This window comes from Pseudomonas sp. HP_01, assembly GCF_055284355.1.
Map to the genome: position 1 here is coordinate 24,949 of NZ_JBTOPV010000011.1, position 13,974 is coordinate 38,922.

A 13,974-nucleotide genomic window follows, 5' to 3' on the forward strand; every position below is an offset into this window, starting at 1 on the left:
CAGCGTCAGTAACGACGTAGCGCTAGTCGTTTATTCGGACAGGTAGATCTGCGGCACGTTGGCGGTTGTAGAGTGTGGCTACGACAACTAGTGTCAGTAGGACGGCAAGTAAAACGGCCGATGACCCAACCGTGCCAAAGTCCAGTCCGCCTTTTTCATGGGATTTGGTGAGAACATCTCCCAAGGTCGCGCCGAACGGCCGGGTCAGCACGAACGCGAGCCAAAACAGGAGTACGGACGAGATCCTCGTTGTGTAGTGCAGCAGTGCGATCACGGCAATGGAACTGCCGATGAGCAAGGCTCCCCCCGCAAATCCCAGACCAGAATCGTCCGCCAGGAAGTCGCCCAGAGCTGTGCCCAAGGTGTTTGAAAATAAAATCGCGAACCAGTAGAACAATTCGCCCTTGGTGCTGCTGATGCTGTGCACCGAGAGTGACTTTTCGCTGCGATACCACAAGTAAAACGTTATGGCCAGGATAGCGATCAGAGTGGCTGATCCAGCCGCGTAGCCCATGCCCAGGGTGCGATCCATGAAATCCGACATGGTGGTTCCGGCGGTACTTGTGCTCAAGATTACTGACCAGTACAGCACCGGCTTGTAGCGGTTGGATGCTATCTGCCCAAGAAGCGTCAGCACAAAAAAACTGATCAGGATCATGGAACTGACGGCATATCCCACGTCGAGGGTCATCGAGAGCAGATCTCCTGCCGTCTCTCCCAGAGTGGTAGCGCAGATTTTCATTATCCAGAAAGCCAGCGTGATTTGAGGCAGTTTGTTCATTGTTTTGGCCTAACCGTTGAACATCGACGAAGTGGCTCCAGGTGCGGAGGTGGGCCATCTTTGAACGAAGCCTGTTAAAAATACGTCATAAATGTATCAACGTATTACTGTGATCCTTGGCTTTCTATCCGCCACTATGCTGCCGACCTCCGCACCTCAGCTACCGCGTTTATGCCGGCACAAAAGCTCCCTTTTTTCCAACACGCCTGCCCTTATGGTCTTCTTATGCACCAGTTCTTCCACCACATGGTGGTAAGCAGCATCTGCGTATTCGAGCATTTCCTGCAGCTCAGCTTCCTCAATGAAGCCGACCCGGTGTAGGGCCTTGGCGTGGCCGGACAGCTCGCCTGCCCAATGATCGATCGCACATTCGCGCCGAGCCTCATGCTCGAGCAGGTCGTTCCATATCTTCAATTCTCGCGCTTTGACGTCCATGCTCATTTCCTCCAGTGATCCCGAATGCTGTGGGTAACAACCCCCCAGATGTCGAAGTCGTCCCCCTCCATGATGAACCGGTCGGGATATTTTCGGTTGGCCGAGCGCAGCACAGCGTGACAGCCCACGAACGCCAGGTACTTGACCAGCGGTTGCTGGTTCACCACGCCGATGATGACCTGTCCAGCCTTGGCGTCGATCCCCTTGTCCACAATCAGCAGGTCACCACAGAAGATGCCCGCCCCCTCCATGCTGTCGCCCTCAACCTTCACCAGGTAAGTGCCCGGCGCGCGGATGTTCAGGAGCTCATCCAGTGATAGGTCCAGGTGGCCAGGCGCCGTGTCGTCATTCAAAGCGGCACCACCACGACTGGAAGTAGAACGCCTCTTCGATCTGCTCGATGCCGGAAATAATAAGGCCCTGGGTACCCATGCTCGTCACGCTGGCATCGAGAAGCCTTGGCAAAGCATCCCGCGCGTGGCCGACGCTGTTCAAAATGAAGGCTTCCCGGGTAATGCGGCCGAGGGCGGAGCACTGAGACTCAACGATCTGCACGTCGCCTTTGAACGGCGGGAGCTTGCTGAGCTGGTCTTTCGGCACGGCGACGCCCATCTGGCGGCGCGGAGTGATCAGGACGTACATGGGAAGTCTTCGCTTGAAATTACTGTATATGCGTACAGTTAACTAAGCGCGAGGATTGTGGTCAACACTGTATAAGCCGATTTGCGACAGGTGACCTCATGTGCGGACGCTACTCGATCTACGAGCCAATGGACCATTACCTCAAGACGCTTGCGCCAGAGCAGTTGGTCATCAATGGATACGACCTTTGGCCGATCGAGCGCTACAACGTCGCGCCGACGACCCGCGTTGAGATCATCAGACCGACCGAGGACGGCTTGAGCGTGGATAAGGTGCGTTGGGGATGGTCGCCGTTCTGGGCGAAAGGTGAAGGGAAGCGTCCGGCCCCGATCAATGCCAGGGTCGAAACGGTGATGACAGGGAAGTACTTCAAGCAGCTATGGCCGAATTGCCGGGCGCTGGCTCCGGCGAACGGCTGGTTTGAATGGGTCAAGGATCCGAGCGACCCGAAGAAGAAGCAGCCCTACTTCATCAGGCTGAAAGAGGAAGGCCCGATGTTCTTCGCCGCGTTGGCGGAAGTGCATCAGGGGCTTGAGCCCGATCCGCAGGACGGCTTCGTGATCATCACCGCGGACAGCGATCAAGGGATGGTCGACATTCACGATCGGCGGCCGGTGGTGCTGAGCCCAGAGCACGCCCGCGAATGGGTGGATCCCGAAACGACGCCGGAGCGCGCCGCCGAGATCGCAAAGGAGTGCTGCAGGCCGACTGAGGAATTCACCTGGTTTGAGGTGAGCAGGGATGTTGGAAACGTCCGGAATCAGGGCGAGCACCTGATAAAGCCGTCGAAGCCTACTCCCAGTTCATGATCACCAGCTCACCCGTCACCGCGGCTTTTCCGGTTCTGGGGTTTGCAGTGCTGTACCTGATACTCAGCTCCTGCATCCGGAAGCCCGCGAACACCTCGCGGATGTCGGGGTGGTCATTGATGCTGACCATCACCTTCCCTTGGCACCGCCGCATGAAGTCGGCCATCGCCTGGTATTCGCCCAGCCCGAACTCTGTCCCGTACCCCTGGGTCTGCCAATATGGCGGATCCATGTAATGGAACGTATGCGGGCGATCGTATTTCTCGGCGCATTTCAGCCAGGGCAAGTTTTCCACGTAGGTGCCGGCCAGACGCTGCCACGCGTCCGAGAGCGTCTCTTCAATACGCAGCAGGTTGATCGGGCGCCCAGTTGTGGCGGTGCCGAAGGTTTGGCCGGTCGCTTTCGCGCCGAAGGCGTGGTGCTGAAGGTAGAAGAATCGGGCAGCGCGCTGGATGTCAGTCAACGTTTCCGGCCGGGTCATCTTCTGCCACTCGAAAATCTGCCGTGAGCTGAGCGCCCACTTGAACTGGCGAACGAATTCCTCGAGGTGGTTCTGCACAACCCGGTAGAGGCTGACCAGCTCACCATTGAGATCATTTAAGACCTCGACCTTTGCAGGCTCTGGCCTTTTGAAGTAAAGCGCTGCGCCGCCGGCGAACACTTCAACGTAGCAATCATGCTCAGGAAACAGCGCGAGCAACGGTTTTGCGAGGCGGCGTTTGCCGCCCATCCACGGAACAATTGGGTTGGTCATTTATGCAAGCCTTTACTGTATGGATAAACAGGTGCTAGGCTCGCCGCGCTTTGTGCACAGAGCGGGAGCCTTGGCTGGACTTGCAGGGATAGTCTGCGGGTTTGGTGGCCAGCTTGGATGTTGACGCATCCTGCTGGCCGCTCCTTTTTGTGGCGCGAAGCGCTCCTTCTCGACCAGTCCTCCAGTTGGAGGGCTGCCACTAACAGCGGCTCAGACCTTTCGAATCCCGAACTGAGCGGCTTTGACTTTCGAGTCTTGGTTGATGCCGGTCGCCAGGTAAAGCCCCATCCTTGCCGTAACGACCGTCTCAGTGACATCGCACTGGTAGCGCTGGGTTTCCAGCGCCCCTTTCCAGTTCGCTGGCAGAGCGAACGGCTCCTGATACTTGTCCATCGAGCGGTAATAGATCGTGGTAGACGTGCTCGCCACTGGTTTGGTGATGATCAGTTCGGCCTCCCAGCCGAGGATGCCCCGGCTGTTACCAACGATCTCCGGAGCCGAAACCATCTCGATGATGTCCCCTGCCAAGAGATTCGAAAGCGTCACGTTCGTGGCCGGCTGCAGATAGATGTACCCGCCGGCCGCCGCCATGGTCCCGGCCAACTCGATGCACTGCGCCTCGCCGAATGCCGCAGGCTCTTTGTACCAGCGAGTGGTGATGCCAGTCAGGCCCGAGCCGGAGGCTTTGTAGTTGTCCGCCAGCACCGATCCGGCGATTGGGTTGACCGATGCGTTGATCACGCCGGTTGAGCCCGCCATCAGCGGGTTGGCGTTCAGACAGCCGAACGGACGAATCGCCGAGTACAGGTCGGCAGCATCGGTGGGCAGCGGCACGCCGAAGAACTCGAAATTGGCGTTGATGATCGGCACGCAGCGGGACTGGATGAAGTCGGCGCCGATCAGGTTAGGGTGCAGATCGTCGACGGTCATGTCTTGGGTGAACCCGTCCCAGATATTGACTACGGGTACGAACTGCCGGACGTAGCTCAGAACCCAGTCCTTGTAGGCGATCGCATCCGCCAAGGCCTGGCCGACAAGCGCCTTGGTGCCGAACCGCGGCGTTCCGGTTCCGACGATCAGGTACTTGCCGGGCGTGTTCAGGAAAGCGGTAACGATCTTCATCACGTTGGCTTTGCTGTCCGCCAGCGTCATCCCTGGGGTAGTACCGTCATTGGTCCGCGACAGCAGCATCCACAGATCTGCCGTGACAGAAGCCAGGCAGGACGGCAAACGCGCCATGAACTGCCCGGAGTGGTCGCCGACCTTCCCCTGATTGTCCAGGTAACTTGGGAACAGGCCGGTCTTCGCAGCGATCGCCCCGGCGTATCCATACGCTTCGGTACCGAACGCTTTCGGATCAATCGTGTGGCAGTTCGCGCTGAAGCTATCGCCCAGCAATCCCAGACCGCGACGAATGCGGCGCCGGGTTGGCTGCGCCTCGGCGAGCAGGGTCATGCGAACACCTCGAATGCAGCGCCGTTCGCCGGCACAAAGCGTATCGTCGCGCGCGGGATGTTGAGTGGATACGCCCCGTCATTCCAAAGTGTGTCGGAGGTCAGCCAGGTGTCGGCCATTTTGATCTGAATAGCGACCGATCCGCCGTTCGCTTTTACGCCCAATGTCACGCGCATCGGGCGTGGGAAGGTCTCTTCTTTCATCGTCGTCTGCACAGCACTCTCCGTCAGGGTCTCCCCTTCCAATATTGATGGTAGGGATCAGGGCACATCGCGGAAAAACACATGGTTGCCGAGCTTCAGCGTTCGCTTCGCCTTAGCGGCCCAGTCAGGCGCCTTGGGCATCGTGGTTGCGTAGTAGTGGGTCGCGCCGCCGGTGGGGTCTAGGACCTTGCCGTCGATCACCTGGTCAGCAGCAATCCGGCACTGCGCCAACTCGCGGAACGGGATCTGCCGCGCGCCACTCAGGAACTGGTAGTTCGGGTCGTTGCGGTTCCAGCAGCTGAACTGGTACGGCTTCTGGCAGACGCCGGCGTAACCTTCGCCCCACCATGACTTGTCCTTGCCATCGTCCACGCGGTTGCGCATCGTCCAGGCCACGGCCACCATTCCGGCCAGCCCCTCGCCGCGCGCTTCGCCCCATAGCGTGCGTGCCAGCACATCGCGATCTCGTTCGGTGACGGTCATACTTTTCTCCAGGCGAAAAAAAACCGCTCATGGCGGCGTCTTCGAAGCTTTGATTAAACGGGTTGAGGAGGCCAAGTGGGGTTGAGCACTTTCAGGTCCACACGGTTGACGTTGACGCGGTGCAGCTTCCACTTTTTGAGTAGGGCAATCTCTTCGTCTGTGGCCATATCAAGATCGACCGCATCCTGGAGTGGCGCGATAGCTAGTGTCGCCTCAGCCAGCAAGGCATCTCGCCGCGCTGTGTTGCTGCTCAGGATTTGCGCAGCAGTAGGCGGATCAGGTTCCGGGACGGGTGGAGCAACGAACTTACCATCCTTGAAAAGCCAGCCGGCCTGCGCATCGTCGGACCTGACCGCAATAAAACCTTCGTCCGGATTCCATTCAGTTTCGCCATCCCACAGCGAAGTGTTGGTCACCAAGCCAGTCGCAACATCAATAATTACGTATCGCATTTCATCACCACTCAATCACGACTAAACCAGGTGCACCGAGACCACCGTTACCCCCACCGCTGGTAGCTGTTGGCTTGCTGTAGTTACCACCGCCACCACCGCCGCCCGAGCCAAATCCGAATGCATTAGAACCGGGGACGCCGGCCGCAGTAGATGCCCGCCCGTTACCTCCACCACCGCCGAACGGGCCAGATGCGCCATAACCGCCTACACCCGAAGCGGAATTACCATCGGTGTCTCCGCCGAATCCACCGTTTGGCCGACCCTGACCAGCACCGCCCCCCGCGATGAAACCCGACCCAGAACTGCTGGAGCCGCCGCCACCCCCGCCTCCGCCGATCAAAGTGACAGTTCCGACGTTCAGGTTTGAAACTGTCGTGTTGCCGCCATTTCCGCCAGAGTTTCCGGCAGCGTTGGTCGACAACCCGGAAGCTCCTGGCGCCCCGATCGAGATCGAAATCACCTGGCCAGGCGTGACCAGATAGGGCACACGAATTGCCGCTTCACCTGCGCCGCCTCCACCCCCACCCGCTCCGTAATAGGAGTTTGCACCGCCAGTGCCACCAGCCCCACCCCCACCACCTGCAGCGCATGCAGTCAACCAAATCACGTTGACGCCAGCCGGCACGACGAATGAGCCGTTGGACGTAAAGCGCTGAATGTTTCCCATAGCCCTGATGGCCTTGAGAAGCTGGCCGTTGTCGTTTTCAGCTGGCTCAAATCCAGCGGCCTTGATGACTGCTAAGAGTTCATCAGTAATAGCGTTGCCCCAAGCGGAAGGGATCAGCGAGCCGACGACGCCAGTGGAGATGTTTTCGTCTACAAACTTGCCACCCGATAGCCCTACGTTGGGCACACTCTTTGGATAGTCCACTGTCTTCCCTCAGTTGTAATTGATATGCACGACGGTGTGCGCCGGCGCGTAGCGGCGGATGAGGCATTCGAGCGCGCTGCCCGGATTGACACCGAACCGTTCACCCCAATAGCTCACACCAAAGCGGCGGCCGACGCTCTGCCGGCCTCCGGTGTTGAGCGTCCACATGAACTGGATGCGCCAGGTTCCAAAGTGGGTTTTGCCGAAGCGCGAACGACCGAAACGCGGGGCGCGGTATTGGGTGATTGAGGCGTTTGGGTAACCCTGCCCTTTCGCTATCGAAATGAAATAGGCGGGGGTCTGTGCCCCGATCGCGGTCAAGCGCTGGCGCACAGAAAGCTGGCGGTCGCCGAAGCCGGGCGAGTCGCCGAGGCAGGAGTCCGGCAGCCCCATCACCAGTTCCCAATCCGGAACCAATTCGGTTACGTAGGCCGGATCCATTTCGGCGTACAGCGCTACGATCCGTGCATCCGCGCGGGACAGTTCGACCGAAAGACCCCTCAGCACTTGCGCCAGCTCGGGCACCCGCTCCAAGTCCCAGGCAGGGCCCTGGGGCAGCAACTGCCGCAACTGCTCCCTGTAATCGTCGGCGGATCTCACTGCCATGTGATGGTCCCTACCGTCAGCAATTGGTTGGCATTGGCGGTAACGTCGGCAGTCGGTGCCACCACAGCGTTATCCTGCTCCCCCTGCGCACCGCTTACTGACTCTCGTATGCGGCTGATCAGCAGCGTCTTGCCCAGCCCTGCTTCCCTGGCATGCAGGTCCGACAGTTCCGCGGCAACAGCTTGCCGAACGGCCGTTGTGTCCGGAGTAAGGTGAATGACGTAGTTCACTGCTTTCAGAACGGGCGCTAGCGCGAAGACCTCGGCCGTCACCGGCGCCTTGCTTTGCAGGTAGGCCTGAACGACTGCGATTTCGTTGGCGTCCGGAATGATTACCGCGTCCCCATCACGGACGAAGAACACGCCGACCGTTCCGGGCCCCATGTAATTCTTTACCGTCCAAGCGCGGGTGACACCTGCGCACTCCAGCGCCCAAGTGACGTAATCGTCTGCATCGCCTCCATGAGGAATGACCTTGTAACTGCGAATGACTCGAAAGCGCAGCGACTCGATCGATTCTCTTTCGGTGCCGCCAGTAATCCCGGGTGCCAGCACGGTGAAGGTCTCTGCCACTCCCACAGCAGGCTGCACCAGCGTTAGCAGGAGGCCCGCCCCGGCGTTACCGAGTGCTCCGCCATCGACTGCGGCCAGCGTGGCGACGTTGTTGCCAGCGGTGGTCGTAACAGCAGCGGCCACTCGGTACTGGCGACCGTCGCTCGCCTGAAGTACCTGGTTTGCATCGAGCACAGCGCCGGCGGCCGCTTGGAAAGAGGCGGACCCGGTTGCCGCCTTCGCGGGAATGCGCGGAGTTTCAAGCCTCAATAAGGCCTGACGCTCGAGCGTTGATTCGTCCGCCGTGTCCGGCAGGATCTGCTTGGCGACCCAATCGATGTACCCGTAAAGGCCGTAAGCAGCGCCGCTCAACGCGCGCGCCAGCACCTGGGCATCGGACTTTCGCAGGGCTTCGCTTGCCAGATCCGCAGCGGTGCGGCTGACCAGCGTGGGCAGGTTCGGGGTTTCAAACGGCATAGAGCACCTGCCAAGTCTCGTTGGGAAATATTTCCAGCCGCTCCCCATTGGGCAACGTCAAGATCGTGCCGAGGTTTAATCGGCTGGGCCCGGCGCGATCGGTCAGCACCTGGACGTCCGTGACATGGTTGTCATCCACCAGCCATTGCAGAGCAGCACGGGCGTATGTCACGGCATCGCTTATCGTCTCGGGGGTGAGCTTTCTGCGGCGTAGCAGCCAGAGCTTCGACCCGAGCCTGTCCCCTGTAACAAGCGGAAAGCTGTCGCCCCAATAGCCATATCGTTCGTCGTCATCTAACTGATCGGAAGGCGCAGCACGGCACCAGGTGAACAAGCTGATTTCGACGGCGCGGCGAAGGCTGGTCTTCTGGTCGTCAATCGTGATGATCGTCATGCGGCACCCGGTACGGGCGGCCCGCTCTGGGAGTTGCCGAACTGCACACCGCTGTGCATGTGGTTGATCTGGCTGACGCCACCGGCCAACTGGTCGCCTTGGCTGATGATCTGTCCCGTTTGCGTGATCTTCGGCGTGTTGAAGTTCACCGAATCGGCGGCGGTGATGTTGAGCGTTCCGGTCTCTACTGCGATCACCCTTCCGCGCTTGAAGTGGACTTTGTCGCCTTCGTCGGTGTAGATCGCGACCTCGCCTGGCTCCAGTTCCTGAATTCGATAACGCCGATCCGACACCACGATCACCACGCCGTGGGAACGGTCGCCGCCCATGAAACCGGCAAGCGCCTCGGCACCTGCGTGCGGGCAACTGGTGAAGCCGTAAGGCTCCAGATGCTCCATGCCATCCTTCAGCTCGCCGGCGGTCAGGCGCATCTGCAGCGTCTGCAGCTTGCTTGCCGAATTGGCAAGCGCCACCACGCCGCGCGTCAGCACGTTCATCAATCTATTCATTTGTCTTTCCAGTCCGCAGGGAGCAGGTATTCGAAGCCGTCTTGCTTTTTCACCTTGCGGTGTTTGTGCGGATCGTCAGGTTCTTGCAGGTAGCCTTCGGGCGGTCCGACACGCAGGCGGCATGTGGTTCCGTTCTCGTCTTGGCGATAAGTCACCTCGGCGATCAGCATGTCGCGGTCAAAACCAATCAGAGGGTCGATGACACGCACGATCGTGTTGTGCCGCCAGAGTGCTCCGCTGGTCTGTCGCCAACCCTGTACTTCGTAGGTCGTCTCCAGCGCCTTGCCCAGCGCCGTGCCGCGTTCCCAGTTGGCCCGGTCTGCCGCCATCTTGTCGCTGAGCTGGCCGCTTTCGTGGATCACCTTCACGCGGCGGCGGGTCATTCGGGGATCGCTGACGGCGGCGTTGACCTCGGTGGTGGTCTTGGCGAAATCTTCGTCGGTACCGGATCGTTGCCCGATCACTCGGTAATCGGAGAACACCCGCGTGAAATCCAGCGGCGCGTCGCCCTTGAGGATGTTTCGCCCCAGTTCCAGGCTTTCACTCGCCCGGCCGCCGCTGCCGACCTCGGCCAGCACCACCTGACCGCGGGAGTTGTCGGTACTGAACACGCGGAACAGGCTGAGCAACCGGTCAATGGATTCGAACGCTGTTTCCCCTGGCTCGATCGTGTGATCAGCCAACCCTCCTGTCGTGGAAATCTCGCTCTTGACGGTGAGTCCGTACTCGGCGGCGATGGCCTGAACGATCTTCTGGACGCTCTGCCCCTTCCACTGCCCGGGCTTGTTGATAGCGCCGCAGTCCACTAGGTCGGCCGTCAGCGAGCGGCCGGTGATGGACGTGGTGATTTTCTCGTCGTCGTAGTTGATCGGCGTGGCATCCACCCAGCCAGTGATGATCAGGTCGCCCCCGATCCGCACTTCGCAACGCGCGCCCTGCTTGACCGGGCGCAGGATGTTTTGCCCCGGCCACTTCCAAGTGATGCCGATGTTGAAGCTGGCGGCCTGTCGTTCAAGTCCTGTGGTGATCTCCGCCGAGGTCCAGCCGGAATAGTCCAGACCATCAACGGTCAGGGTCACAGCCGTTGATGGATCGGACATGCTGATTTACTCCCGGGCGATCTGCAGCGGTGAGGCCGGCACGAAACCGGGGTGGATGATTTTGTTGCGCTGAACCACCTCGCCCTCGCGGGTGGCGTCTCCAAAGCGCCGAAACGCCAGCACCAGCGCCGGAGAGGTTTCCAGCGGTGTGACGGTCTCCAGCCGGGCGCCGGATGCGGCGACGGCTGTCAGGTGGCGGACTACATGCTGCCGGGTGGCATTGACCAGCGGGTAATAGGTGGCATCAGACTTCAGCGCCGCCTGCCAGAACACTTCATCCAGTTCGTCGCGTGCCGCGATGACGTCGTCTGCGACCGGGACTTCAGGTCGTTCTGTCGGGTCAACTAACTGCTGCTCGACCGAGGCGGCGGGTGCGTCGGCTTCCGGCGGTGTCACCACCGGCATTTCGGCAACGGTCGCCGCCGCCTGGACAAGCAGCGCGTCCTGCACCAAGTCGGCCAACGCTTGCGCGGCGGCAGTGGTATCACCGCCGCTGCCGCCGGCAACCTCATTGATGGTCGACGCGTCTTCTGCCTGACTGGAGACTGTGGCCACCGCCGTGGTGTAACTGTCGAACGCTGCCGCGTTGGCACTGCTCTTTTTCTCTGAGCCCTTGGGCACCAGGGAAGACAGACCCAGATCGCTGAAGTAGCCGGTGAATAAACCCGACAGTGACCCGGGCGCATTGATCAGCATCTGCGCCATCGAGGTCACCGTGCCGATGACGCCGGAGAGCGGTGAGAACTGCCCGGACAGAATGCCGAATACCCCTGTGACCTGGTTCTGCAGGCCGATCAGGTTGATGCGCGCCGTGTCGATTTTCGCCATGGCGGAGTGGTACCGATCAAGCGCCCCGCTCCAATAGCTTGCGGAGGTCTGCCCCAGCATCTTCGCAGTGTTGGCTTTGACCGCAGGGTTTTGCACCGCATTGCCGGGATAGAACGTCAGATCGAAGCTGACCATGCCGCCTTCACGGCGGCTGTGGGACATCTCGCAAGCGCCAGGCACAACTGACAGTTGGCCCAGCCAGGGATGGACAAGGGTCCCCTCGCCTTCCTTTTCGAGCGCCGTCAGCAGTTTGTCCCGGCGGGCAAAGCAGTCATCACCAATGATGAAGGCCCTGACCTTGTGAACCCGGGCCACCTTGCCCATCTGCTCAGCAAAAGCCTGGTCCCGTTTGGGGTATTCGTGAAGCTGAACCTTGCGCCCGACCGGAACGGACGTGTCCTCGATGAGGAACGTCTCGCCACGGAAGGACGCCGGCAACAGCTGGTCGCGCCAGGTGTCGGCCATTTACTGTGCTCCGGACAGGGATCGATAACCAACGCTTGGTGTGACGGTGAGGCCTGGCTGATTGGTTTTGGCTGGTTCCACCCGCAGACCGGCCGGGGCACCTTCGAAGCGCATCACCATCTCGCCTTGAAGCTGGGTCTTGTTACCGCCGGCCAACAGGCTTTGGGTCGCGCCTTGAAGACCTGCGGTACCACGCCCAAGCAAACCGGCGCCGGCGGCGGTCGGGTCGCTGCCGGAAAAGTAGTCGGCAACGCCAGACGCCTTTCCTTTAACCCAGTCAGCAGCGCCTGCTGCCTTGCCGTTAACCCACTTCCCGGCATCCATCAGTGGCTCAATGTAAGGTTTGATGCGATCAAAGAACCCTTTGAACCACGCCACCAGCGGCTCCCACTTCTCGGTGACAAGCTGCACCGGGTCAAAGCCGATCTGGTCCTTGAGCTTGGTCCAGCCAACTTCGGCCGCCACCTTGATGAATTCCCAAAGCGCCGAAAAGAACGTCTTGAGTGGCTCCCAATTTTCAATGATCTGGCCGACGGGTGACCAGGCAAATGCAGCTTTTATCCATGCCCAAAAGCCTTCGGCTGCTGACTTGATGAAGTCCCAGAACTTTTGAAGGTAGTCGCTCACGGCCCCCCAATTCGCAGCGATCATCCCGGCTGGCGACCAGCTAAAAGCGATCTTCAACCAGTTCCAAAAAACCTGCGCGGCCGACTTGATCACTGACCAGAGCTGCATGAAGTAGGGCCCGATGGTGTCCCAGTTGGCAACGATAAGTCCGACTGCGAGGGCAATCGCTGTTGCAATCAAGCCGATGGGATTGGCCCGCAGCGCCAGGCTCAACAGCTTTGTGGCCACCACCGCGGCGATGATCCCCACCCGCAGAATCGTGAAGGCCACCGCGGCTGCGGCAATGCCCTGGACGAGATTGGGGTTGTCACGGATGAAGTCGCCCACTCCGTTCAGCAACGGTTGCAATGCAGTCACGACCGCGTTGAGCGCCGGAAGGAAAGCATTGCCGAGCATGATGCTGTTGCGCATCACGGCGTTGCGCATCAGCGTGAGGTTGTTCTCAGTCGTTGCAGCGCGGGATGCGTACTCCGCCTGCATGGATCCTGCGTATTGCTCAGCAGTTCCGGTCTTCTTGAAGTTGCTTTCGAGCAGCTTCATGTTGGTCAGCAGCGGCGCAATAGCGCTGATCGACTCGCTGCCGAAGAGGTTTGTCAGCAATGCTGGCCGCTTGGTCGCATCGACGGCAGATATGCGCTTGAGAACGCCGAGCATCGTGCCCTGCGCATCTTTTTGCATACCTGCCGCGACTTGCTTGGAGTCTAGCCTCAGCGCCTTGAACGCCTGTGCCTGTTGCTTGGTTGCGGCGCTGCCCTTGGTCAGCGCCAGCATGAAGTTCTTGATGCCGGTTGCCGACACCTCCTGCTCAACGCCGACGCCGGCCATTGTCGCGCCCAGCGCCGCGATCTGCCCCGAGGCCACACCGGCCACTTCGCCGAGCGGGCCGACACGCGTGACGATATCGGAGATCTGCTTGGCGGTTGCCGGACCGGTGTTGCCCAGGTAGTTGATCTTGTCGGCAAGGCCGACCACGTCAGTCTGCGTGAGCTTAAAAGAGGTCCGCCACTTCGCCATCATGTCGCCGCTTTCCTCGGCGGTCTGATCGAAGGCAATGCCCATCTTGACCGCATCCTCGGCGAACCCTTTCAGCTCGTCCCGAGCGATGCCGGCCTGGCCACCCGCCGCAACGATCTTCGCGATATCGGTGGCGGCCATCGGGAGACGTGCTGACATCTTGGTGATGTCGTCGCCCATCTCCTGAAATTGTTTCGGGGTGTCGAAGTTGACGACCTTGCGCACGTCAGCCATCGCCGATTCGAACTGGATGGCAGCATGCGTGCCCACCACGAACGGCGCAGCCAGGGCACCACCCGTAATCGCTTCCTTGAACCCGATGCTGCCCAGCCCTGTTGCCTGAAGATTCTTGCGAAAGCCCGAGATGTTCTTCTGAATGCCGGCCAGCATCGGAGACAGCTTGTCGGCGCCCGTGATGAGCGCCTTGAGCTGAAATTTATCTGCCATCAATTCACCTGCTGGGTGCGATTGATCCGCTGTCCGTGCGCCAGCGATTCAAGGATTTCATCCAATGG

At 60.1% G+C, this 13,974-nt stretch carries 18 protein-coding genes; 1 reads left to right on the forward strand and 17 read right to left on the reverse strand.

Annotated elements, in window-relative coordinates; all coding sequences use genetic code 11:
• Positions 1-22: 22 nt before the first annotated feature.
• The 4 genes from ACYAR8_RS08150 to ACYAR8_RS08165 all read right to left on the reverse strand — a co-directional run bounded on the left by ACYAR8_RS08150 (position 23) and on the right by ACYAR8_RS08165 (position 1,858).
• A complete protein-coding gene (locus ACYAR8_RS08150) occupies positions 23-781 on the reverse strand; it encodes a COG4705 family protein (protein ID WP_463579587.1) in 759 nt (252 codons plus the stop codon).
• A 156-nt stretch (positions 782-937) separates the two neighbouring features.
• Complete coding sequence (locus ACYAR8_RS08155; protein ID WP_463579588.1) at positions 938-1,216, reverse strand: hypothetical protein; 279 nt, start codon at positions 1,214-1,216, stop codon at positions 938-940.
• 2 nt (positions 1,217-1,218) lie between these two features.
• Positions 1,219-1,569 (reverse strand): LexA family protein, encoded by a 351-nt coding sequence (locus ACYAR8_RS08160; RefSeq protein WP_463579589.1) that lies wholly within the window; start codon positions 1,567-1,569, stop codon positions 1,219-1,221.
• Positions 1,562-1,858, reverse strand: a complete 297-nt coding sequence (locus ACYAR8_RS08165; RefSeq protein ID WP_133773017.1) for a hypothetical protein — start codon at positions 1,856-1,858, stop codon at positions 1,562-1,564. The genes ACYAR8_RS08160 and ACYAR8_RS08165 overlap by 8 nt, the downstream gene beginning before the upstream one ends.
• Before the next feature lie 98 nt (positions 1,859-1,956).
• Here ACYAR8_RS08165 and ACYAR8_RS08170 point away from each other — a divergent pair, with 98 nt between their 5' ends.
• Positions 1,957-2,667 carry an SOS response-associated peptidase gene (locus tag ACYAR8_RS08170; protein ID WP_463579590.1) on the forward strand — a complete coding sequence of 237 codons (711 nt, stop codon included), beginning with the start codon at positions 1,957-1,959 and terminating at the stop codon, positions 2,665-2,667.
• Here the strand turns inward: ACYAR8_RS08170 and ACYAR8_RS08175 are convergent.
• From ACYAR8_RS08175 to ACYAR8_RS08235, 13 genes are all read right to left on the reverse strand, one after another.
• The gene (locus tag ACYAR8_RS08175; protein WP_463579591.1) at positions 2,651-3,421 is read right to left on the reverse strand and encodes a DNA adenine methylase; all 771 of its coding nucleotides are present in this window, start codon (positions 3,419-3,421) and stop codon (positions 2,651-2,653) included. The genes ACYAR8_RS08170 and ACYAR8_RS08175 overlap by 17 nt on opposite strands.
• 210 nt (positions 3,422-3,631) lie before the next feature.
• Positions 3,632-4,876, reverse strand: a complete 1,245-nt coding sequence (locus ACYAR8_RS08180; protein ID WP_463579592.1) for an SGNH/GDSL hydrolase family protein — start codon at positions 4,874-4,876, stop codon at positions 3,632-3,634.
• Positions 4,873-5,091 (reverse strand): hypothetical protein, encoded by a 219-nt coding sequence (locus ACYAR8_RS08185; protein ID WP_463579593.1) that lies wholly within the window; start codon positions 5,089-5,091, stop codon positions 4,873-4,875. Before ACYAR8_RS08185 ends, ACYAR8_RS08180 begins: the two co-directional genes overlap by 4 nt.
• 45 nt (positions 5,092-5,136) lie before the next feature.
• A complete protein-coding gene (locus ACYAR8_RS08190; RefSeq protein ID WP_463579594.1) occupies positions 5,137-5,562 on the reverse strand; it encodes a cell wall hydrolase in 426 nt (141 codons plus the stop codon).
• A gap of 53 nt (positions 5,563-5,615) precedes the next feature.
• Entirely contained in the window at positions 5,616-6,014 is a 399-nt protein-coding gene (locus ACYAR8_RS08195) for a tail fiber assembly protein (RefSeq protein ID WP_463579595.1), read from the reverse strand.
• Between the two features lie 4 nt (positions 6,015-6,018).
• Complete coding sequence (locus tag ACYAR8_RS08200) at positions 6,019-6,888, reverse strand: glycine-rich domain-containing protein (protein WP_463579596.1); 870 nt, start codon at positions 6,886-6,888, stop codon at positions 6,019-6,021.
• Between the two features lie 9 nt (positions 6,889-6,897).
• A complete protein-coding gene (locus ACYAR8_RS08205; RefSeq protein WP_463579597.1) occupies positions 6,898-7,494 on the reverse strand; it encodes a YmfQ family protein in 597 nt (198 codons plus the stop codon).
• On the reverse strand, positions 7,485-8,522 hold the full coding sequence (locus ACYAR8_RS08210; protein ID WP_463579598.1) for a baseplate J/gp47 family protein: 1,038 nt from the start codon (positions 8,520-8,522) through the stop codon (positions 7,485-7,487). The genes ACYAR8_RS08205 and ACYAR8_RS08210 overlap by 10 nt, the downstream gene beginning before the upstream one ends.
• On the reverse strand, positions 8,512-8,916 hold the full coding sequence (locus tag ACYAR8_RS08215; RefSeq protein ID WP_463579599.1) for a phage GP46 family protein: 405 nt from the start codon (positions 8,914-8,916) through the stop codon (positions 8,512-8,514). The genes ACYAR8_RS08210 and ACYAR8_RS08215 overlap by 11 nt, the downstream gene beginning before the upstream one ends.
• A complete protein-coding gene (locus ACYAR8_RS08220) occupies positions 8,913-9,425 on the reverse strand; it encodes a phage baseplate assembly protein V (RefSeq protein ID WP_463579600.1) in 513 nt (170 codons plus the stop codon). The genes ACYAR8_RS08215 and ACYAR8_RS08220 overlap by 4 nt, the downstream gene beginning before the upstream one ends.
• A complete protein-coding gene (locus tag ACYAR8_RS08225; RefSeq protein WP_463579601.1) occupies positions 9,422-10,525 on the reverse strand; it encodes a phage baseplate assembly protein in 1,104 nt (367 codons plus the stop codon). The genes ACYAR8_RS08220 and ACYAR8_RS08225 overlap by 4 nt, the downstream gene beginning before the upstream one ends.
• A gap of 6 nt (positions 10,526-10,531) precedes the next feature.
• Positions 10,532-11,818: a DNA circularization protein gene (locus tag ACYAR8_RS08230; protein ID WP_463579602.1), complete on the reverse strand. Its 1,287-nt coding sequence runs from the start codon at positions 11,816-11,818 to the stop codon at positions 10,532-10,534.
• Positions 11,819-13,906, reverse strand: coding sequence for a phage tail tape measure protein (locus tag ACYAR8_RS08235; protein WP_463579603.1), 2,088 nt, complete (start codon positions 13,904-13,906; stop codon positions 11,819-11,821).
• Between the last annotated feature and the right edge of the window lie 68 nt (positions 13,907-13,974).